This is a genomic window from Stenotrophomonas sp. 99219_Sma (assembly GCF_056480785.1).
Genome location: NZ_CM151117.1, coordinates 4029735 through 4049397 on the forward strand (window position 1 = coordinate 4029735; position 19663 = coordinate 4049397).

Annotated in this window: 16 protein-coding genes; 6 read left to right on the forward strand and 10 right to left on the reverse strand. The window is 67.1% G+C overall.

Going from position 1 to position 19663, the window contains the following annotated elements:
* The first annotated feature begins 49 nt into the window (after window positions 1-49).
* Window positions 50-868 (forward strand): hypothetical protein, encoded by an 819-nt coding sequence (locus ACZK13_RS18370; RefSeq protein ID WP_010481314.1) that lies wholly within the window; start codon window positions 50-52, stop codon window positions 866-868.
* Between the two features lie 454 nt (window positions 869-1322).
* Here ACZK13_RS18370 and lpdA read toward each other — a convergent pair whose 3' ends face one another.
* The 3 genes from lpdA to ACZK13_RS18385 form a co-directional block, all read right to left on the reverse strand.
* On the reverse strand, window positions 1323-3092 hold the full coding sequence (lpdA, locus tag ACZK13_RS18375) for a dihydrolipoyl dehydrogenase (protein ID WP_253143448.1): 1770 nt from the start codon (window positions 3090-3092) through the stop codon (window positions 1323-1325).
* Between the two features lie 107 nt (window positions 3093-3199).
* Entirely contained in the window at window positions 3200-4912 is a 1713-nt protein-coding gene (gene aceF / locus ACZK13_RS18380; protein WP_071229582.1) for a dihydrolipoyllysine-residue acetyltransferase, read from the reverse strand.
* A gap of 167 nt (window positions 4913-5079) precedes the next feature.
* Window positions 5080-5595, reverse strand: coding sequence for a DNA-deoxyinosine glycosylase (locus tag ACZK13_RS18385; RefSeq protein WP_049421431.1), 516 nt, complete (start codon window positions 5593-5595; stop codon window positions 5080-5082).
* A 186-nt stretch (window positions 5596-5781) separates the two neighbouring features.
* On the opposite strand from ACZK13_RS18385, the gene ACZK13_RS18390 reads away from it, so the two are divergent.
* The 3 genes from ACZK13_RS18390 (at window position 5782) to glpK (ending at window position 9628) form a co-directional block, all read left to right on the forward strand.
* A complete protein-coding gene (locus ACZK13_RS18390; protein WP_032129052.1) occupies window positions 5782-6417 on the forward strand; it encodes an OmpW/AlkL family protein in 636 nt (211 codons plus the stop codon).
* 153 nt (window positions 6418-6570) lie between these two features.
* Window positions 6571-8049, forward strand: a complete 1479-nt coding sequence (gene glpD, locus ACZK13_RS18395) for a glycerol-3-phosphate dehydrogenase (RefSeq protein WP_253143449.1) — start codon at window positions 6571-6573, stop codon at window positions 8047-8049.
* Between the two features lie 79 nt (window positions 8050-8128).
* A complete protein-coding gene (glpK, locus tag ACZK13_RS18400) occupies window positions 8129-9628 on the forward strand; it encodes a glycerol kinase GlpK (protein WP_253143450.1) in 1500 nt (499 codons plus the stop codon).
* Between the two features lie 95 nt (window positions 9629-9723).
* Here the strand turns inward: glpK and ACZK13_RS18405 are convergent, their stop codons facing one another.
* Complete coding sequence (locus ACZK13_RS18405; RefSeq protein WP_049399178.1) at window positions 9724-10518, reverse strand: MetQ/NlpA family ABC transporter substrate-binding protein; 795 nt, start codon at window positions 10516-10518, stop codon at window positions 9724-9726.
* 26 nt (window positions 10519-10544) lie between these two features.
* Window positions 10545-11516, reverse strand: coding sequence for a helix-turn-helix transcriptional regulator (locus ACZK13_RS18410; protein WP_010481302.1), 972 nt, complete (start codon window positions 11514-11516; stop codon window positions 10545-10547).
* An 81-nt stretch (window positions 11517-11597) separates the two neighbouring features.
* Between ACZK13_RS18410 and ACZK13_RS18415 the strand changes: the two genes are divergently transcribed.
* Together ACZK13_RS18415 and ACZK13_RS18420 are read left to right on the forward strand one after the other, a co-directional pair.
* Entirely contained in the window at window positions 11598-12200 is a 603-nt protein-coding gene (locus tag ACZK13_RS18415) for a LolA family protein (RefSeq protein ID WP_049399177.1), read from the forward strand.
* A gap of 107 nt (window positions 12201-12307) precedes the next feature.
* Window positions 12308-13084 (forward strand): DUF481 domain-containing protein, encoded by a 777-nt coding sequence (locus ACZK13_RS18420; RefSeq protein ID WP_010481298.1) that lies wholly within the window; start codon window positions 12308-12310, stop codon window positions 13082-13084.
* A gap of 115 nt (window positions 13085-13199) precedes the next feature.
* On the opposite strand, the gene hemC is transcribed toward ACZK13_RS18420, so the two are convergent.
* The 5 genes from hemC to mdoH all read right to left on the reverse strand — a co-directional run bounded on the left by hemC (window position 13200) and on the right by mdoH (window position 19177).
* Window positions 13200-14111 carry a hydroxymethylbilane synthase gene (hemC, locus tag ACZK13_RS18425; RefSeq protein ID WP_125893382.1) on the reverse strand — a complete coding sequence of 304 codons (912 nt, stop codon included), beginning with the start codon at window positions 14109-14111 and terminating at the stop codon, window positions 13200-13202.
* A 641-nt stretch (window positions 14112-14752) separates the two neighbouring features.
* Window positions 14753-15484: a LytR/AlgR family response regulator transcription factor gene (locus tag ACZK13_RS18430; RefSeq protein WP_010481294.1), complete on the reverse strand. Its 732-nt coding sequence runs from the start codon at window positions 15482-15484 to the stop codon at window positions 14753-14755.
* A gap of 10 nt (window positions 15485-15494) precedes the next feature.
* Entirely contained in the window at window positions 15495-16538 is a 1044-nt protein-coding gene (locus ACZK13_RS18435) for a sensor histidine kinase (protein WP_478482041.1), read from the reverse strand.
* A gap of 3 nt (window positions 16539-16541) precedes the next feature.
* Window positions 16542-17201, reverse strand: coding sequence for an alpha/beta hydrolase (locus ACZK13_RS18440; protein ID WP_478482042.1), 660 nt, complete (start codon window positions 17199-17201; stop codon window positions 16542-16544).
* A gap of 50 nt (window positions 17202-17251) precedes the next feature.
* Entirely contained in the window at window positions 17252-19177 is a 1926-nt protein-coding gene (gene mdoH, locus ACZK13_RS18445; RefSeq protein ID WP_032128590.1) for a glucans biosynthesis glucosyltransferase MdoH, read from the reverse strand.
* Window positions 19178-19663 lie beyond the last annotated feature (486 nt).

A 19663-nucleotide genomic window follows, 5' to 3' on the forward strand; every position in this document is an offset into this window, starting at 1 on the left:
GTCCGGCACAGTGGCCTTCATTCTGATGAACCACTGCAAGGACTCTTCGATGCGCCCCGTACCCACCCTGCTCGCCCTCTCCCTGCTCGCCGCCGGCGCTTCGTTCGCCACTGCCGCCCACGCCGCTGAAGGCGACGACCGCTTCGCCCTGCGCCTGGGTGCGATGAACATCGACTCGGACAACACCCTTCGCGGCAAGACCAACGTCGCCGGCCAGGACATCGGCTTCTCCGAGGACTTCAAGCTGGGTGGCAAGGAGTGGGAACCGCGCATCGACGGCATGTTCCGCATCAGCAACCGCCAGCGCCTGCTGTTCAACTACTTCAAGTACGACAAGGACCGCCGCGAGACCCTTGGCCAGGACATCTCCTTCGGTGACGTCAACGTGCCGTCCGGCAGCTTCGTCAAGGGCGAACTGAAGTACCAGGTGGCCAGCCTGGTCTATGACTACTCGGTGGTGGACACCGATACCTTCGACCTCGGCCTGCAGCTGGGTGCCGAGTACGCCAAGGTCAGCACCAAGGCCTACGCCGATCTGGGCACCGTCTACGAAGGCCAGTTCCTCAATGAGAAAACCGACGGCGTGGCGCCGGTGGTCGGTGCGCGCCTGAGCTTCACCCCGTCGGAAAAGTGGATGATCACGCTGCAGGGCCAGTACCTCAACACGCGCTGGGGCAGCTTCGATGACTACAAGGGCGACCTGAGCCGCGCCAACGCCATCGTGGATTACCGCTTCACGAAGAACTTCGGTGTGTTCGCTGGCTACGACTGGTTCAAGCTCGACGCGGACAAGAAGGGCAGCGACGGCACCATCGGTCTGAAGCAGGAATTCAAGGGCCCGGTGGCCGGCGTCAGCTTCGTGTTCTGATCCCACGCCCCTTCCACGGCACTCTCTCTCCTGGCGCGGCCTCCGGAACATCGGGGCCGCGCTTTTTTGTACTGTTTTTCCCTGCGTGCAGGAGCAAGAGCAGCTGGGTCGAGCGCTTGAGGGAGAGGGGGCTGGGTGCGAATGTCCCCCGGCGCCGGCCTGCGGCCGTCACCTCCTCCTTTACTTCGTACCCAGCCCCCTCTCCCTCCGCGTGTCAGGCGTCCAGGCGGCCTAGGCGGTGGCTCTCGACTGTCCGCAAGCCGAGCCGCTGCGCGGGTGGCAGGCGTTTGGACAAAGTAAAGGAGGAGGCGACCGCCGCAGGCGGACGACGGGGGACATTTGTCCAAACGCCTGCCACCCACGCAGCGGCCCCACCGCTCGCAAAAATCCGGAGAGGAGAAACAAAAAACCCCGGCAGATGCCGGGGCTTTTCGTTCGCGAAGGCGCGGGCGCCTTACTTCTTCTTCGGCATGTACAGATCGGTGATCGTGCCGTCGTAGATTTCCGAGGCCATCGCCACCGATTCGCTCAGCGTCGGGTGGGCATGGATGGTGTGGCCGATGTCTTCCGCCTCCGCACCCATCTCGATTGCCAGGCCGATCTCGGCCAGCAGGTCACCGGCGTGCACGCCGACGATCGCACCACCGATGATGCGGTGGGTCTCTTCGTCGAAGATCAGCTTGGTGAAGCCCTCGGTGCGGCCAATACCGATCGCACGGCCACTGGCGGCCCACGGGAACTTGGCCACGCCGACCTTCAGGCCCTTGGCCTTGGCTTCGGTCTCGGTCACACCGACCCAGGCGATTTCCGGGTTGGTGTAGGCCACCGACGGGATCACGCGGGCCACCCATTCCTTCTTGTGGCCGGCAGCCACTTCGGCGGCCAGCTTGCCCTCGTGCGTGGCCTTGTGGGCCAGCATCGGGTTGCCGACGATGTCGCCGATGGCAAAGATGTGCGGCACGTTGGTGCGCATCTGGCGGTCGACCGGAATGAAGCCGCGGTCGGTGACCTGCACGCCGGCCTTTTCGGCATCGATCTTCTTGCCGTTCGGCGAGCGGCCCACGGCCACCAGCACACGGTCGAAGGTGCCCTGCGCCAGCGCAGGCGCCTGGCCTTCCTCGGCGGCGTCGAAGGTCACGGTGATGCCCTTGGCATCGGCGGTGACGCCCGACGCCTTGGTCTTCAGGTGGACTTCGATGCCCTGCTTCTTCAGGCGGTCGGCCAGCGGCTTGACCAGGTCCTTGTCCGCGCCCGGCATCAGCTGGTCCATGAACTCGACCACGGTGACCTTGCTGCCCAGCGCGCCATACACGGTGGCCATTTCCAGGCCGATGATGCCGCCGCCGACAACCAGCAGCGAACCCGGCACTTCGGCCAGTTCCAGCGCGTCGGTAGAGTCCATCACGCGCTTGTCGTCCCACGGGAAGTTCGGCAGCTTCACCGCCTGCGAACCAGCAGCGATGATGCACTTCTGGAAGCGCAGCAGCTGGGTGCTGCCATCAGCCGCAGTGATTTCCAGCTCGTTGGCCGAGACAAACTTGCCGACGCCCTGCACGCTGCGGACCTTGCGCTGCTTGGCCATGCCGGCCAGGCCCTTGGTCAGCTGGTTGACGACCTTTTCCTTGTACTCGCGCAGCTTGTCCAGGGTAATGGTCGGCTTGCCGAACTCGACGCCGAAATCACCGGCATGGGCCACTTCGTCGATGACCGCTGCGGCGTGCAGCAGCGCCTTGGACGGAATGCAGCCCACGTTGAGGCAGACGCCGCCGAGGCTGGCGTAACGCTCGACCAGCACCGTATCCAGGCCGACGTCGGCGGCGCGGAAGGCGGCGGTATAGCCGCCCGGGCCCGAGCCCAGCACGACCATTTCGCATTCGATGTCGGCCGGCTTGCCGCTGGACAGCGCCGGCTTCGGCGCCGCCGGCTCAGCCGGGGCGCGGTGCGACGGGGTCACCGGCGGCTTGCTGGCCGGGGCTTCGGCGGCGCCTTCGGCGTCCAGCACCACGACCACAGCGCCTTCGGACAGGGTGTCGCCCAGCTTGACCTTGATTTCCTTGACCACACCGGCGGCCGAGGACGGCACTTCCAGGGTGGCCTTGTCCGATTCCAGGGTCACCAGACCCTGATCCTTCTTCACCGTGTCGCCGACGGCGACCAACACTTCGATCACCGGCACATCGCTGTAATCGCCGATGTCGGGAACCTTGACTTCAATCGTGGCCATGGTGGGTTTTCCTCGTGCCCGCGCGGCGATACCGGCGGGCTGTCACTGCATCTGTTCACGCGGCCGCGCCAGGGGCGGCGGCCGCACGGTGGGGGCGAAGCGGTGCCTTACAGCAGCACGCGGCGCATGTCGGCCAGTACCTGCGACAGGTACGTGGTGAAGCGTGCGGCCAGGGCGCCATCGATGACGCGGTGGTCGTAGCTCAGCGACAGCGGCAGCATCAGCTTCGGTGCGAATTCCTTGCCGTTCCAGACCGGCTGGATGGACGACTTGGAGACGCCGAGGATGGCCACTTCCGGTGCATTGACGATCGGGGTGAACGCGGTGCCGCCGATGCCGCCCAGCGAGCTGATCGAGAAGCAGCCGCCACTCATGTCGGCCGGGCCGAGCTTGCCGTCGCGCGCCTTCTTGGCCAGTTCGCCGGTTTCCTGCGCGATCTGCACCACGCCCTTCTTGTCCACGTCGCGGATGACCGGCACGACCAGGCCGTTCGGCGTGTCGGCGGCAAAGCCGATGTGGAAGTACTTCTTCAGGGTCAGGTTTTCACCGCTGGCATCGAGCGAGGCGTTGAACTCCGGGAACTTCTTCAGCGCCGCGGCGCTGGCCTTGATCAGGAAGGCGAGCATGGTCAGCTTGATGCCGGCCTTCTCGTTTTCCTTGTTCAGCGCCACGCGCAGGCCTTCCAGGTCGGTAATGTCGGCCTGTTCGAACTGGGTGACGTGCGGGATCATGGCCCAGTTGCGGGCCAGGTTCGCACCCGAGATCTTCTTGATGCGCGACAGCGGCTGGACTTCGGTCTCGCCGAACTTGCTGAAGTCGACCTTCGGCCACGGCAGCAGGTTCAGGCCACCACCGGCAGCGACAGCAGCACCGCCGGCAGCCGGCACGCCGCCGCTGAGTGCGGCCTTGACGAACTTCTGCACGTCACCCTTGGTGATGCGGCCACCCTTCTCGGTGCCGTTGATCTGCAGCAGGTCCACACCCAGTTCGCGGGCGAACACACGCACCGCCGGGGTGGCATACGGCACCTTGGCCGGCAGCACGCCATCGGCGTTGAACTGCACCGGCGGGCTGGACGGGGTACCGGCCGAGGCGACCTCGCGGGCCGCCAGCTTGTCCGGCTGCGCCGGCACAGCGACCGGCTCGACCTTGGTGGCGGTCTCGGCGGCAGCCGGAGCGGCAGCAGCGGCTGCCTTGGTCGGCGCCGGCGCGGCAGCGCCCTCGGCCTCGATGATGGCGACCACATTGCCCTGCGACAGAGTGTCGCCGACCTTGACCTTCAGTTCCTTGACCACGCCAGCCACCGACGACGGCACTTCCATGGTGGCCTTGTCGCTTTCCAGCGTGACCAGGCCCTGGTCCTTCTTGACCGTGTCGCCGACGGCGACCAGCACTTCGATGACCGGAATGCCGGAATAGTCGCCGATATCCGGCACCAGCGCTTCAACCGCACCACCGCTGGCAGCCGGAGCGGCCGGCGCAGCTGCGGCCGGGGCCGGCGCGCTCTGGGTGGCGGCAGCCGGAGCTGCGGCCTTGGCCGGTGCCGGCGCGGCAGCTGCCGGCTTGGCAGCCTCGCCTTCAGCCACTTCGATCAGCGCCACGACCTTGCCCTCGGACAGGGTGTCACCGACCTTGACCTTGATCTCCTTGACCACGCCGGCCACGGCCGACGGCACTTCCATGGTCGCCTTGTCGCTTTCCAGCGTCACCAGGCCCTGGTCCTTCTTGACCGTGTCGCCGACGGCGACAAGCACCTCGATTACCGGGATATCGCTGTAGTCACCGATATCGGGGACAAGTGCTTCCTTGATTTCGGCCATGGGGATAACTCCGGCAATCTGGTGTAGGGAAACGTCTATTGTGCGGCCAGCGGGGGCCAGCGCCAACCGTTACAGGTGTTTTCAGTACTCACGCAGCCGGGACACGCTGTTGCTCATGGGTTGCGGCCGCGACCAGTCGGTAGCGTATTGTCCGGACGATGTCCGCTTCATGTCGCCAGTGCGTCGGCTACCGGCTGCCAGGCCTGGCGCAGCCGCGGCAGTGACCAGGCCGCGTTGGCCGGGCTGGTGGACGGCAGCGCCAGCAGCCTTGGCGGCGCCTCCAGGCCGGGCAGCACCCAACGCTGGAATGCCTTCAGCGATGCCGCACCGTTGCAGCCGATCAGCTCCAGCTCAGGAAGCGAAGCGATCAATGCCGGCAGCGCATTGGGTACTTCCGTGCCACGCACGATGTCGGCATCCAGGCTGCCACGCCGCTCGCACTGACCGATCACATCCCACAGACCCACACCGGCTGCCTGCAGTGCGCGCAGCCGTTGCGGGTACGCCAGGGCCACATCGAAGCCACAAATATCGGCCAGCACAGGCCAGAAGCGATTGCGCGGATGCGCGTAGTAGCGCTGCTCCTGCAATGACGCAACGCCGGGCATCGAACCCAGCAGCAGCACCCTGCACTCCATGTTCACCTGCGCTTGCAGGCCGATGCACACCGTTGCTTCGCTCACATCTTCTCCAACTGCATGAATGTCGCCGAAGGCCGAAAAGCCCATGAAAACAGGCTTTTCGCTCCAGTCGCTGAACAAGGGAAACTATTTTTTAACGTGCGTCGGATTCGATTCATGTTGGGGCGACTACGGTGTGCTCGCCCCGCAACCGGGGGCCCAAAACAAGAAACATTAGGAGATACCCCCATGCGCTCCATCCGTATCCTGAGTCTCGCCCTGCTGACCTCCGCCGCCTTCGCGCCGGCCGCTTTCGCCCAGGACAGCAGCAGCACCGACACCGCTTCGGGCAAGCATTTTGCCGTTGTTGGCGGCATCTCGCTGCTGGAACCGAAGAACGACCCGATCACCGGCGTCAAGAAGACCGATGGTGGCCCGGCGCCGACCGTCAGCTTCAGCTACTACATCAACGACAACTGGGCCGTTGAACTGTGGGGCGCTGCCGACAAGTTCGACAACAAGTTCAAGGGCCCGAACAACGCCCGCCTGGGCTCGGTCGAGCAGCAGCCGATCGCGCTGAGCGGCCAGTACCACTTCGGCCAGGCTGACAACGTGTTCCGTCCGTTCGTGGGCGTGGGCTACTACCAGTCGAGCTTCAGCAACGAGAAGCTGGGCAACGGCGCTGACACCGACATCCGCTTCAAGGATGCCAAGGGCGTGATCGGCACCGTCGGCGTGGACATGAACATCAACTCCACCTGGTTCGCCCGTGCTGACGCCCGCTACATGCGCGCCCGCCCGGACGTGAAGGTTGGCGGCGAGAAGATCGGCGAAGCCAAGATGGATCCGTGGACCGTCGGCTTCGGCATCGGCGCCCGCTTCTGATCCAGGCTGCACCTGCTTCACTGATGTAACGCGACGGGCCCTTCGGGGCCCGTCGTCGTTTCCGTCACCCGCGTTCTGTAGAGTCGAGCTTGCTCGACTTTTGCAAGAGCAGTCGACTGACAGTCGACTCTACACACAGGATGCGGAGGCGCGATGCACGACGTCGACCTGCTGGTGATCGGTGGCGGTATCAACGGTGCCGGCATCGCCCGTGATGCCAGCGGCCGCGGCCTGCGCGTGCTGCTGTGCGAGCAGCACGACCTCGCTGCGCATACCTCCAGCGCCAGCAGCAAGCTGATCCACGGTGGCCTGCGCTACCTGGAACAGCGCGAGTTCGGTCTGGTACGCAAGGCCTTGGGCGAACGCGAAGTGGTACGCCGGCAGGCACCGTACCTGGTCCGCCCGCTGCGTTTCGTGCTGCCGTGGGAACCGCACCTGCGCCCACGCTGGATGCTGCGCGTGGGACTGTGGCTGTACGACCACCTGGGCCCACGCAGCCCGGCATTTCCCGCCTCGCGCGCCCTGGACCTTCAGCGTGATCCGCTCGGCCCCTGGCTCTCCCCGGATCTGCGGCAGGCCTTCAGCTACGCCGACGCGCAGGTCGATGACGCGCGTCTGGTACTGCTCAATGCCCTGGATGCTGCCTCGCGTGGCGCACAGGTACATGTGCGCAGCCGCTGCACCGAACTGCGCCCTGTGCAGGGCCGTTGGCAGGCCGTGCTGGAATCCGCCGATGGCCAGCAGCATGTGACCGCGCGCGCCGTCGCCAATGCGGCTGGCCCATGGGCCGGTGGCCTGCTGGAGCAGATGGAGGCCCGCAGCGGCGGCCCCGCGCTGCGGCTGGTACAGGGCAGCCACATCGTGCTGCGCCGCCCCTGGCCCGATGACAGTGCCTGCCTGCTGCAGCAGCCCGATGGCCGCGTGGTGTTCCTGCTGCCGTTCACCCACGATCATCTGCTGATTGGCACCACCGACACCGACTACCGCGGTGACCCGGCGCGCTGCAGCGTGCTGCCTTCCGAGGTGAGCTATCTGTGCGCGGCCGCCAGCCGCTATCTGCGTGAGCCGATCACTCCGGAAGACGTGGTCTGGCAGTTCGCCGGTGTACGTCCCCTGCTGGCCGACCCGGACCCGCGTGCGGCAACGCTGAGCCGCGACTACCGCCTTCAGCTGCAGTCCAACCCGGCGCCGGCGCTGCATGTGCTGGGCGGCAAGCTGACCACCTACCGGGTGCTGGCCGAGGAAGCGCTGAACCTGCTGCGCCCTGCCCTGCCACAGATGGGACCGGCCTGGACGGCAGGCGGGGACCCGCTGCCGGGCAGCGACTGGGGTGACGCCACACAGGCGCGCTCCCGCCTGCAGGCGCTGGCACCGTGGTTGCCCGTGGAGATCGCACGGCGTTGGGCCGAAGCCTACGGCAGCCGCAGCGCCGCCCTTCTGCAGGGTGCACGGGGCATGGACGATCTTGGAGAGGACTTCGGCGGCGGCCTGCATGCGCGGGAAGTGGCTTTCCTGCGCGACCACGAATGGGCCTGGGACGCCGAGGACGTGCTGTGGCGGCGGAGCAAGCTGGGGTTGCGGCTGGATGCTGCGCAGGTGGCGCGGCTGCAGGCGTGGATCGATAGACGGTAGAGTCGAGCTTGCTCGACTGGCATGAAAAGCAGTCGAGCAGGCTCGACTCTACCAACACCATCGCTACCGGAGACGCTGCATGACGCCCCGCTACGTGCTGGCCATCGACCAGGGCACCACCAGTTCGCGCGCGATCCTGTTCGACCGCACCGGCGACATCGTCGGCAGCGCGCAGCGCGAATTCGCGCAGATCTTCCCGCAGCCGGGTTGGGTCGAGCATGACCCGCGCGAGATTCTCACCAGCGTCTATGCCACGCTGACCGAACTGCTCAGCCGCGGGCAGATCGACCCGCGCCACATCGCCGCACTGGGCATCACCAACCAGCGCGAAACCACCGTGGTCTGGGACCGTGCCACCGGACAGCCGATCCACAACGCCATCGTCTGGCAGTCGCGGCAGAGCCACGCCATCTGCGAGCGGCTGAAGTCCGAAGGGCATGAGGCGCTGATCCGCGAGCGCACCGGCCTGCTGATCGATGCCTATTTCTCCGCCACCAAGGTGCGCTGGATCCTCGACCACGTGGAGGGCGCGCAGCAGCGTGCCGAGCGCGGCGAGCTGCTGTTCGGCACCATCGACAGCTGGCTGGTCTGGAACCTCAGTGGTGGCCAGACGCATGTGACCGACTACAGCAACGCGGCGCGCACGCTGCTGTTCAACATCCACACGCTGGACTGGGATGACGACCTGCTGGCGCTGCTGGACATCCCGCGCGCGATGCTGCCGCAGGTGCGCGATTCCAGCGCGGTGTACGCGCATACCCGGCCGCAGTTCTTCTTCGATCACCCGATTCCGATCGCCGGCATCGCCGGTGACCAGCAGGCGGCGCTGTTCGGCCAGGCCTGCTTCCAGCCGGGCATGGTCAAGAACACCTATGGCACCGGCTGCTTCATGCTGATGCACACCGGCGCGCAGGCGGTGCGTTCGCGCAATGGACTGCTGACCACCATCGCCTGGGGCCTGGACGGGCGCGTGGAATATGCGCTGGAAGGCTCGATCTTCATCGCCGGCTCGGTGGTGCAGTGGCTGCGCGATGGGTTGCGCATGATCGAACGCGCCAGCGACAGCCAGGCGCTGGCCGCGCAGGTGCCCGACAGCGGCGGTGCTTACCTGGTACCAGCATTTGTCGGCCTCGGTGCGCCCTATTGGCGAAGTGATGTGCGCGGTGCGATGTTCGGCCTGACCCGTGGCACCCGCAAAGCGCACTTCGTGCGTGCCGCGCTGGAGTCGATGGCCTACCAGACCCGCGACGTGCTCGATGCGATGCAGTCCGATGCCGGTATCGCGCTGACCGAGCTGCGCGCCGATGGCGGTGCGATCGGCAACGACTTCCTGGCCGGATTCCAGGCCGACATCCTTGGCGTGCCGCTGCTGCGGCCGCGGCTGACCGAGACCACCGCACTGGGTGCGGCCTACCTGGCCGGCCTGGCGGTGGGGTTCTGGACCAGCCGCGAACAGATCGCCACGCAATGGGGCCTGGACCGGCGCTTCGAGCCACAGATGGAGGTGGCGCGGCGCGAGAAGCTGTATGCGGGATGGCAGCAGGCCGTGGCGGCCACCCTCGCCTTCCACGTCGACTGACGGTAGTGCCGGCCGCTGGCCGGCAACCCTATGATGTTTGGGGGCGCCTGGAGATTGCCGGCCAGCGGCCGGCACTACCACATGGCCAGCGGCCGTCAGAACGCCGGCAGCACCGCGCCCTTGTACTTGGTCTCGATGAAGGCCTTCACCTGCGGGCTGGTCAGGGCCTTGGCCAGCTTCTGCACGCGGGCGTCGTCCTTGTTGTCCGGGCGTGCGACCAGGAAGTTCACGTACGGCGAGTCCTTGCTCTCGATCGCCAGTGCATCCTTGGTCGGGTTGAGGCCAGCGTCCAGTGCGTAGTTGGTGTTGATCAGGGCCAGGTCGACCTGGTCCAGCACGCGCGGCAGCATCGCCGAGTCCAGCTCGCGGAACTTCAGGTTCTTCGGATTGGCGCTGATGTCACGCTGGGTCGACAGCGCGTTGGTCGGATCCTTCAGCTCGATCACACCGGCCTTGTGCAGCAGGATCAGTGCACGGCTGTTGTTGCTCGGGTCGTTCGGGATCACCACGTCGGCACCTTCGCGCAGCTCGGCCAGCGACTTGATCTTGCGCGAATACGCACCGAACGGCTCGATGTGCACGCCGATCACCTTCACCAGATCGGTCTTGCGATCGCGGTTGTAGGCATCCAGATACGGCTCGGTCTGGAAGTAGTTGGCATCCACCTGCTTCTGCACCAGCTGGTCGTTGGGCTGCACGTAGTCGTTGAACACGCGCACGTCCAGGTCCACGCCTTCCTGCTTGAGGATCGGCTTGACCACTTCAAGGATCTCGGCATGCGGCACGGCCGTAGCGGCCACCACCAGCTTCTGCGAGGGCTCGCCGGACTTGCCGCAGGCGGTCAGGGCCAGCGCAGCGGCGAGCAGGGGCAGCAACAGGGTCTTCTTCATGGGCGGAAGGGTTCTCGGGGGGAGTGTCAGGAGTTGTCGTAGTTGCTCAGGGCGAGCTCAAGCAGCGCCTTGGCCTGCTCGCGCAGCATCACCGGTTCGACGATCTCGGCATCCGAGCCGTAGTGCAGCACGTCCATCAGCAGCTCGCGCGAGACGCTGTACGGCACCTTCAGTTCATAGCGGCCATCGGCCAGGAAGCGGCCCTGCTGCTTGGAATGCCAGTGCTCGTCGGCCACCCAGCGGGCGGCCTTGGCGCTGAACAGGATGGTCGCCCAGCCCTTCGGCGCACCGGAGAAGATGCCGTAGCTGGCCCCGAGCTGCTCGTCCAGCTCGCTGTCGGCCACGTCGCGGGCGGTGCTGTCGATCACCCGCGCCTTGTGGATGCGATCCACGGCAAAGCTGCGCAGCGCCTCGCGGTCATGGTCCCAGGCATCCAGGTACCAGTTGTCGCGATAGTGGGTCAGGCGCTGCGGCGAAACGGTGCGCTTGGTCGGCTCGTCGGTGGAACGGGCGCGGTACTCGAACGCCAGCTGGCGGCGCTCCAGCACCGCCGAAGCCACGCTGCGGAAGCTGCCTTCATCGAACTTGCGGCCACGGTGCGGAATCACCCGCACCCGGTCCACCGGCCAGCTGGAAACGCCAGCCTGGGCCGCCAGCAGGCTCTCGATGCGCTGCTGCAGCGGTGCCAGCACCGAGGACAGCACGCCGCCGCCGGTCCGCGCCAGCAGGTGCTGCGAGGCCAGCAGGGCGTGCAGTTCCTCCGAACTCAGCCACAGGCCGGGCAGCTCGAAGCGGTCGCTCTCGTCGGCCTGGTAACGGAAGCCGGCTTCGCCGTCGCCCTCGATCGGTGCCATCAGCGCATCGCGCAGGAAGGCCAGATCGCGGTAGACGGTGGCACGGGAGCAACCGAGCTTGTCCTGCAGGGTCGCCACCGTCACCGGATAGCGTGCGGACTTGAGCAGACGATGCAGGGCGGTGATGCGTTCGTATCGGTCCATACCCCCGATTATGTCCGAGTCGCGGGTCTTGTGTGGGACGTTTGGGCTATCGTGGTCGCCCCCACCCCTCTGGAACACCCGATGCGCCGGTTGCCTGCCCTGTCCCTGCTGGCCTGCCTGCTGCTGGCCGCCTGTGATCGCGCGCCCGCGCCGGCCAGCACCGAAGCGCCCGTGCCTGCGGCGGATCCGGCGCAGGCGGTGCTGGGCGCCAGCCAGCGCTTCTCGGCCCTGCGCAGCTTCCACGCCGAACTGGAGGTGCTGGGCGCGCCCCAGCCGGTGCGCAGCGCCATGGACTTCGTCGCCCCCGACCGCTTCCGGGTGCAGACCCCGGCCGGTCCGCAGACGATCATCGGCGACACCATGTTCCTGCAGGCCGACGACGCGATCCGGCAGGTGCCGACCCCGCCGGGCCTGCTCGAGCAATGGCGCAACCCGCTGCCGGCCGATGCCCTGCCCGCCGATCTGCAGGCCGAAGACCTGGGCAGCCAGTCGCTGGACGGGGTCGAGACGCGTCACTACCGCCTGCGTGGCGCGCAGCCCGGCGAACGCCTGGAGTACTGGGTGGACGCGCAGGGCCTGCCGCGGCAGATCGTACGCAGCGGCAGCAGCAATGGCCGCAGCTTCCAGCTGCGCCTGCGCTATTCGCGCTTCAACGACCCGGCATTGCGCGTCGATCTGCCCTGAATAGGCGATCGCGGCAACGCCTGCTGAAGAAACCGTTTGGATCGATTCGGACCGCCATCACGCTTCCAGTATCATCACCGGCTGTCAACCGCTTCGGAGAAGCCCCGATGTCCCTGCGCGTGTCCCTGCTGATCCCCCTGCTGCTGTGCGCACCGCTCGCGTATGCGCAGGATGCCTCCGAACTGGCGGCGATGTCCTCGCCGTGGAGCGGCAGTGGCGGCGAGCTCGGTTTCGCTTCGGCACGCGGCAACAGCAGCACCGAGAGCTTCAACGGCCGCCTGCGCCTGCGCTACACCGATGGCGACTGGGTGCACAGCATGGACCTGGCTGGCCTGCGCTCCAGCTCCAAGGTGATCGAGACCCGCGACGACGGCTCCACCAGCCGCCGCAACAACACCACCGCCAACCGTTATACCGGCAGTGCCGGCAGCGCGCTGCAGCTGGGCGAGCACCGCCAGCTGACGGCCACGGTGCGTACCGAGCGCGATGACTTCGCCACCTACGACCGCCAGAGCTCGTTCGGTCTGGGTTACGGCACCCGCCTGTGGAACACCGAGCGTTTCTCGTTCGACGCGCAGATCGGCCCCGGTGTGCGCCGCACCCACAGCACCGAGGACGACCGCACCCGCACCGGCATGATCGGCCGCGGCCTGTTCGACATGAAGTACTCGCTGACCGACAACACCGACCTGGTCAACACCCTGCTGGTCGAGTCGGGTTCCTACAACACCTTCGGCCAGAACGACTTCGGTGTTTCGGTGAGCATGAACGAACATCTGGCGCTGAAGGCCGGCTGGCAGGCGCGTTACAACAGTGACGTGGCCGAGGACAAGCGCAAGACCGATACGCTGACCACGATGAACGTGGTCTACAAATTCAAATAAGAAACGGGCGCCAAAGGCGCCCGTTCTTCTTTCGGTAGTGCCGGCCACTGGCCGGCAACTGCATTCAATCGGAGCACGAGGTTGCCGGCCAGCGGCCGGCACTACCTGCGATGGCTCAGACGTTCAGCAGTTCGCCGGCACCGGCATCCAGCAGCATCTTCGCCACGCGCTGGCCCAGTGCTTCCGGGTCACTGGCCGGGCCGATCGCCTCGGCACGCACCGCACGACCATCGCTGGCACTGCCGACCAGGCCCTGCAGGTGCAGGTCGGTGCCCTGCCACTGCGCGATCGCCGCCACCGGCACGTGGCAGCTGCCATGCAGCGCGCGGTTCATTGCCCGCTCGGCTTCCACACAGGCGCGCGTTTCCGTGTCATCCAAGCCCGCAAACAGCGCCATCAGGCGCGCATTGCCACCGTCGCACTCCACCGCCACCGCGCCCTGCGCCGGGGCCGGCAGCCACTGCGGCGGTTGCAGGCGCGCGACGATGCGCGCGCCCAGGCCCAGACGCTCCAGGCCGGCCACGGCCAGCACGATGGCGTCGTAGCCACCGTTGTCGAGCTTGGCCAGGCGGGTGTTGACGTTGCCGCGCAGGTCCAGCAGTTCCAGGTCCGGGCGCAGCGCGCGCAGCTGGGCCTGGCGGCGCAGCGACGAGGTACCGACCCGCGCACCGATCGGCAGCGCATCCAGCGAGGCGTACAGGTTGGAGACGAAACCATCGGCCGGATCGTGGCGGGTCAGCATCGCCGGCAGCGCGAAGGGTTCATCCAGTTCCATCGGCACATCCTTCAGCGAATGCACGGCGCAGTCGGCCTCGCCACGCAGCATGGCCAGCTCCAGTTCCTTCAGGAACAGGCCCTTGCCACCGATGGCGGCCAGCGAGCGGTCCAGCACCTCGTCACCGCGGGTGCTCATCGGCACCAGTTGCACATGCAGGCCGGGGTGGGCCTGGCGCAGGCGATCGGCGACGTGTTCGCTCTGCCAGAGGGCGAGCGGGCTCTTGCGGGTGGCGATGCGGACGGTTTCCATCTGGTCATTATCGCGCCTTCGGCGCGGATACGGCCAACGGCGGAGACCCTCGTGGCTGGTGCGTCGGCTGGATCTATCGCGCTTGGCCGGGCGGGGTGGGTTCGCGGGGGACGCCGTGAATCCGTCCATGGAGGCTTGGCCGCGGCATCCATGCCGCGGACACCACCGCGAACCCACCCCGCCCGGCCTATGACAGTTTCCGTGCGCGCCAGCCACGGAAGATCAAAAGAAGAGCAGAGCAACAGCGGGTCGCTTCGCTCTGAGTCGAGCATGGCTCGACTCTACATTTCTCTCCCCACCCGATAACAACAATGCTTTTGCTGTCCGATGCAGTGGAGAACGAGAGGGTTGGGCCGGGGTGGGGTGGCGGGACCGTTGGCGCCATGGGCCCGAGGCATGCCTCGGGCGGGTTGGGCAGGACGCCCTACCCCGGTCTTGCCGTGTGCGCAGGATTGCGCACACGTGCAAGGCGCCATCGAGCTTACAGGGATGTACTTGCAGCGTGTCCCGCCACCCCACCCCGGCCCGACCCAGCACGTAGAAATACCGAGCCATGACCCGCTGTTGCTGTTGCTGTTGCTGTTGCTGTTGATCTTGATGTTGATCTGTAAGCAGTCGCGGCCGCAGGCCGCGCGGAACACTCACAGATGCCGCAGTTCCTGCTTCAGCGTCGCCACGCAGCGGCGGCTGACTTCCAGCGGTTGCTTGCCATGGCGCAACATCGCCTGCACCTGCCCACCCGTGCCACGACGCAGCTCCACCAGCTCATGGCGCGCCACCAAGCAGTTGCGATGGATGCGGATGAAGCGGCTGGCGAACTCTTCTTCCAGCGACTTCAGCGACTCTTCGATCAGGTCCTCGCCGCGCGCGTGGTGCACCACCACGTACTTCTCTTCGGCCTGCAGGTAATGGATGTCGTCCAGCGGAATCAAGCGCAGGCTGCCGCGCAGGCGCGCGCACAGCATGCTGCGCGCCTGTTGCCCGCGGTGGTCCTGTGGCTGGCCATCGCGGCCGGCCAGGAACGTGCGCGCGCGCGCGATGGCCGCGGCCAGACGCTCGGCACGTACCGGCTTCATCAGGTAATCAATCGCGGCCGCCTCGAACGCCGACAGCGCATGCGCATCGTAAGCGGTGCAGAACACCACCGCCGGCCGTGGCTCGAAGCTGGCCAGGTGGCGGGCGGCTTCCAGGCCATCCAGCCCGGGCATGGCGATATCCAGCAGGACCAGGTCCGGCTGCAGCTCCGCGCACGCGTGCAGGGCCTGCTCGCCGTTGCCGGCTTCGGCCACCACATCCACGCCGTCCTGCGCGGCCAACAGGCTGCGCAGGCGCTCACGCGCCAGCGGTTCGTCATCGGCGATGACTACCCTCACGATCGCTCCCTCACTGGATCGGCACTGTCACCTGGCAGGCATAGTAGCCCTCGCTCCAGCCAGCCGTCATCCGCGCGGCGCTGCCGAAGCGCCAGGCCAGCCGATGGCCGATGCTGTGCTGGGCATGGCCGGCACCGCGCGCCAGGGCCAGCCCGGGGGCCTGCGGGTCGGGCGCCGGATTGCGCACGCAGATCTGCAGTTCATTGCCCTGGCGCATCAGCTGCAGCTCGATGGTGCCACCCTCGGGCAGCCGCGAGATGCCATGCAGCACGGCGTTCTCCACCAGTGGCTGCAGTACCAGGCGAGGCAGGGGAAGATCCCAGGGCAGCGGTTCGTCGCGCTGCCAGCGCACCTGCAGGCGCTCGCCCAGGCGCAGTGATTCGATCGACAGGTAGCGCTCGGCCAGCTCGCATTCGTCACGCAGGGTGGAATCACCCTCGCCCGCCCCCAGCGCGGCACGGAACAGATCGGACAGGTCCAGCACCGCACGCTCGGCCACGACCGGGTCGCGATGCAGCAGGCTGGCGATCAGGTTCATGCTGTTGAACAGGAAATGCGGGCGGATCCGCGCCTGCAGGGCATCGGCCTGTGCGCGTGCGTTGGCCTGTACCTGCGCGGCCCAGCGATCACTCACATAGAAGTAGCGCAGGGCCAAGGCAGTGATCAGCGCCGTCGTCGCCGCGCTGCCCAGCGTGAAGCGCCAGAAGCTGATGCCGCGGGCGAAGTTGTCGCCAAGCACCGCGTACAGGGCATGCACGATGCCCGCGCAGACCACCGCGATCAGCGTCGCCAGTGCGATGGCCGAGACCGCCCCCAGAACCTGTGGCAACCTCGACAACGCGTTCCGCAGCAGGCACAGGCTGGCCGTTACGGCCAGCGCCAGCCACAACGCGAAACCACTGGCCGACAACAGTTCGCCCACGGTCCAGTGGCGGCTGCCATCCGGGGCCAGGGCCAGCACCACCACCACCAGTTCGGCCAGGCCGAGCATCGCCGCCAGCCGCGGCAGGCGGCACAGTTCCGGCATCCAGGGCGGGGCGCTGGCCGGCGGCATGGGTCAGGCAGCGCCCAGGCGTTCCTGCAACCAGTCACCCAGCGCCTGGATCTCTTCGGCGCAGACCTGGTGGGCCATCGGGTAACTGTGCCATTCCACCTCCAGGCCCAGCGCCTGCAGTGCCTGCGCACTGTGTGCGGCCACCGCCTGCGGAATCACCGGATCGCTGCTGCCGTGGGCCATGAACACCGGCACCTGCACGGCGCCTTCAGCGCGCTTTGCGCCGTCGGCTTCGGGCAGGTAGGTGGACAGCGCGATCAGGCCGGCCAGCGGCGCAGTGCGTGACAGCGCGGCGGTCAGGATGATCGCGCCCCCCTGCGAGAAACCGGCCAGGAAGATCTTCTCCGGCGCGATGCCACGCTCGATCTCGCGCGTGATCAGCGCATCCAGCTGCACCACCGATTCCTGCACGCCCACCATGTCGGCGCGCGAACGGAAATCCATGCCGACGATGTCGTACCAGCCGCGCATCGGCACGCCGTTGTTGATCGTGATCGGCCGCACCGGTGCATGCGGGAACACGAAGCGCAGCGCCGGCCAATGCGGACGCACCAGCTCCGGCACGATCGGCGCGAAGTCGTGGCCATCGGCACCGAGGCCGTGCAGCCAGATCACCGACCACTGCGGCGAGGCGCCGGTCTCCTGTTCCACCGTTTGCAGCATGATGCGGCTCCTTCAAGTTCGAGCCGCATTATGCCGCTGCCGCGGGACGATCAGTACAGCGGCGGTTGTTCGGCCGCTTCCCGGCGCAGCTGCGCGGCACGTACCAGCACCGGCGGCGGGATGTTCTCCTCGGGGATATCAAGCAGGCCAAGACGGTGCAGGAAGGCGCCGGGGCCACGCGAAGACGTCAGCGCCACCACCGGTACCGCCAGCACCATGCCGATCACCACCGGCGCCATCCACGCGGCCAGCGATGGCGACACCGCCCAGGCCAGCATGCCCATGAAGGCGCCGAACACCCCCAGCCCACCGTAGCCACGGATCAGCGCCAGCCACGAAATGCCACCATCGTCACGCTGCTGCGCGTCCCAGCCCGAATCGCGGCCGGACAGCACTTCGGCCACGCCGCGCGACTGCACGTACATCACCACCGGCGCCATCAGCGCGGCCAATACGGTTTCCACCAGCATCGAGACGAACGCGCGCAGGGCACCGCCACACCCGCGGCGGTCGACCGGGTCCAGCAGCATCGCCAGGTAACCCAGCACCTTGGGCAGCAGCAGCACCGCCATGGTCGCCGCGAACAGGCGCACCACCTGTTCCTCATCCTGGGCCCGCCAGTACACGCTGGGCGACAGGTGCAGCAGGGCGTTGAAATCGATGCCTTCCTGGAACAGCGGGATGGCGATGCCGATCAGCATCAGCATCGCCCACATCGGCGCGGTGAAGTAATGACCGATGCCGATCAGCATGTGCATGCGGCTGATCCAGTGCAGGCCACGGCTGCCGACCACCTTGCCGTGCTGCAGGTTGCCCTGGCACCAGCGGCGGTCGCGCACCAGCAGGTCGGTCAGGGTCGGCGGACCTTCTTCATAGCTGCCGCCCAGGTACGGCACCATGTGCGCGGCCCAGCCGCCACGACGCATCAGCGCCGCTTCGACGAAGTCATGGCTGAGCACGTGGCCACCGAACGGCTTGCGCCCCGGCAGCGCCGGCAGCCCGGCCTGATCGGCGAAGGCGCGGGTGCGGATGATGGCATTGTGGCCCCAGTAATTGCTCTCGGCACCGTGCCACCAGGCCACGCCACGGGCGATCACCGGACCGTACACACGGCCGCCGAACTGCTGCATGCGCGCGAACAGGGTGCGCCCGCCGATCACCGACGGCAGGGTCTGGATCAGGCCGACGTCGGCGTTGTGCTCCATGCCCGCGACCAGGCGCACGATGCTGTCGCCGGTCATCAGGCTGTCGGCGTCGAGGATCAGCATCTGCGGGTAGGCACCGCCGAAGCGGCGGACCCAGTCGGCGATGTTGCCGGCCTTGCGCCCGCTGTTGTCGCCACGGCGGCGGTAGAACAGCCGCGCCTGGCCATCGGGCACGCGCTCGCGCAGTTCGGCGAACACCTGCTCTTCGGCCCGCGCGATGTCTTCGCGCCGGGTATCACTGAGCACGAAGAAGTCGAACCGGTCGAGCTGGCCGGTGGCGGCCACCGACTCGTAGATCGCCTGCAGGCCGGCCAGCAGCCGGCGCGGATCTTCGTTGTAGGTCGGCATCAGCAGCGCGGTGCGGCTGTGCACTGTCGGCAGTGGCTTGTCCGGGTCGATGCCGAGGCGATACCCCCGGTCGAACACGGCAGTCAGGAAGCCGGCCACGGCGCTGGCGAAAGACAGCGCGATCCAGGCGAACAGGCCGACAAACAGCACCAGCAGGCAGGCCTCGAGCACGCTGATGCCATTGGCCGACAGCACCCGCCACATCATCCGGGTAGCGATGGCGGTCATCGCCAGCGTGCCGCCGAAGATATAGAACCGGCGCAGGCCGATCAGCCGCGGCGAGGTGCGGTGGCGGCGAACCTTCAGTTGGCCTTCGCGCAGGGTCTGCTCGGGCATCTGCAACGGCGATTCGGCCGGCAGCAGCGTCCAGCCGGCATCAAGCCGGGACGTATCTGCTTCCGCATGGATGGTCTGCACCTCCATTGCCGCCTACTCCGCGCAGTCGGCACGGCCGGCCATCCCGGCCGGGCTGCATGCACCAAGGTTCCCGGCGCGCTTTCCCGGCGCCCGCACTTGTCCTGGCTGCGTCGGCGTCACGCCACGCAGTCGCTGTCTGTCACTACCGGAACCCACACGATCTCCAACGGGGCGGAATCGAAAATGCGGCTCAGTCTAGGGCGCCGGATGTAAGCCGAGTGCGAAGGTCTACGCCGGGATTTGTCCCCATTCAGCAAACAGCAGGCGAGTGCCGGGGCAGGGGAACGGATGTCACTTGGTCGCCCCAGGTACTGGATCGTAACAAACGCGAACGGTTATCATTTCATTAACCAGGCAGGTCACCGTCTTCCGCACGGCCGAGACCCACCCAGCTGCGCCGGTTCCAACCCAGCGCCCAACGACCCATGGAAGGGGGCTGCCTGCTGTCTGCGTGCGCCTGCTGCTTCCACCGGGTCCCCCTCCTCCGATGGA

Excerpts from the sequence above, each read along its gene's own strand:
- ACZK13_RS18410 (WP_010481302.1), bottom strand. The coding sequence starts at position 11,516 with ATGGACCGATACGAACGCATCACCGCCCTGCATCGTCTGCTCAAGTCC.
- ACZK13_RS18370 (WP_010481314.1), top strand. The coding sequence starts at position 50 with ATGCGCCCCGTACCCACCCTGCTCGCCCTCTCCCTGCTCGCCGCCGGC.
- ACZK13_RS18390 (WP_032129052.1), top strand. The coding sequence starts at position 5,782 with ATGCGCTCCATCCGTATCCTGAGTCTCGCCCTGCTGACCTCCGCCGCC.
- ACZK13_RS18415 (WP_049399177.1), top strand. The coding sequence starts at position 11,598 with ATGCGCCGGTTGCCTGCCCTGTCCCTGCTGGCCTGCCTGCTGCTGGCC.
- glpD (WP_253143449.1), top strand. The coding sequence starts at position 6,571 with ATGCACGACGTCGACCTGCTGGTGATCGGTGGCGGTATCAACGGTGCC.
- ACZK13_RS18405 (WP_049399178.1), bottom strand. The coding sequence starts at position 10,518 with ATGAAGAAGACCCTGTTGCTGCCCCTGCTCGCCGCTGCGCTGGCCCTG.
- lpdA (WP_253143448.1), bottom strand. The coding sequence starts at position 3,092 with ATGGCCACGATTGAAGTCAAGGTTCCCGACATCGGCGATTACAGCGAT.
- hemC (WP_125893382.1), bottom strand. The coding sequence starts at position 14,111 with ATGGAAACCGTCCGCATCGCCACCCGCAAGAGCCCGCTCGCCCTCTGG.
- ACZK13_RS18435 (WP_478482041.1), bottom strand. The coding sequence starts at position 16,538 with ATGCCGCCGGCCAGCGCCCCGCCCTGGATGCCGGAACTGTGCCGCCTG.
- mdoH (WP_032128590.1), bottom strand. The coding sequence starts at position 19,177 with ATGGAGGTGCAGACCATCCATGCGGAAGCAGATACGTCCCGGCTTGAT.
- glpK (WP_253143450.1), top strand. The coding sequence starts at position 8,129 with ATGACGCCCCGCTACGTGCTGGCCATCGACCAGGGCACCACCAGTTCG.
- ACZK13_RS18420 (WP_010481298.1), top strand. The coding sequence starts at position 12,308 with ATGTCCCTGCGCGTGTCCCTGCTGATCCCCCTGCTGCTGTGCGCACCG.
- ACZK13_RS18440 (WP_478482042.1), bottom strand. The coding sequence starts at position 17,201 with ATGCTGCAAACGGTGGAACAGGAGACCGGCGCCTCGCCGCAGTGGTCG.
- aceF (WP_071229582.1), bottom strand. The coding sequence starts at position 4,912 with ATGGCCGAAATCAAGGAAGCACTTGTCCCCGATATCGGTGACTACAGC.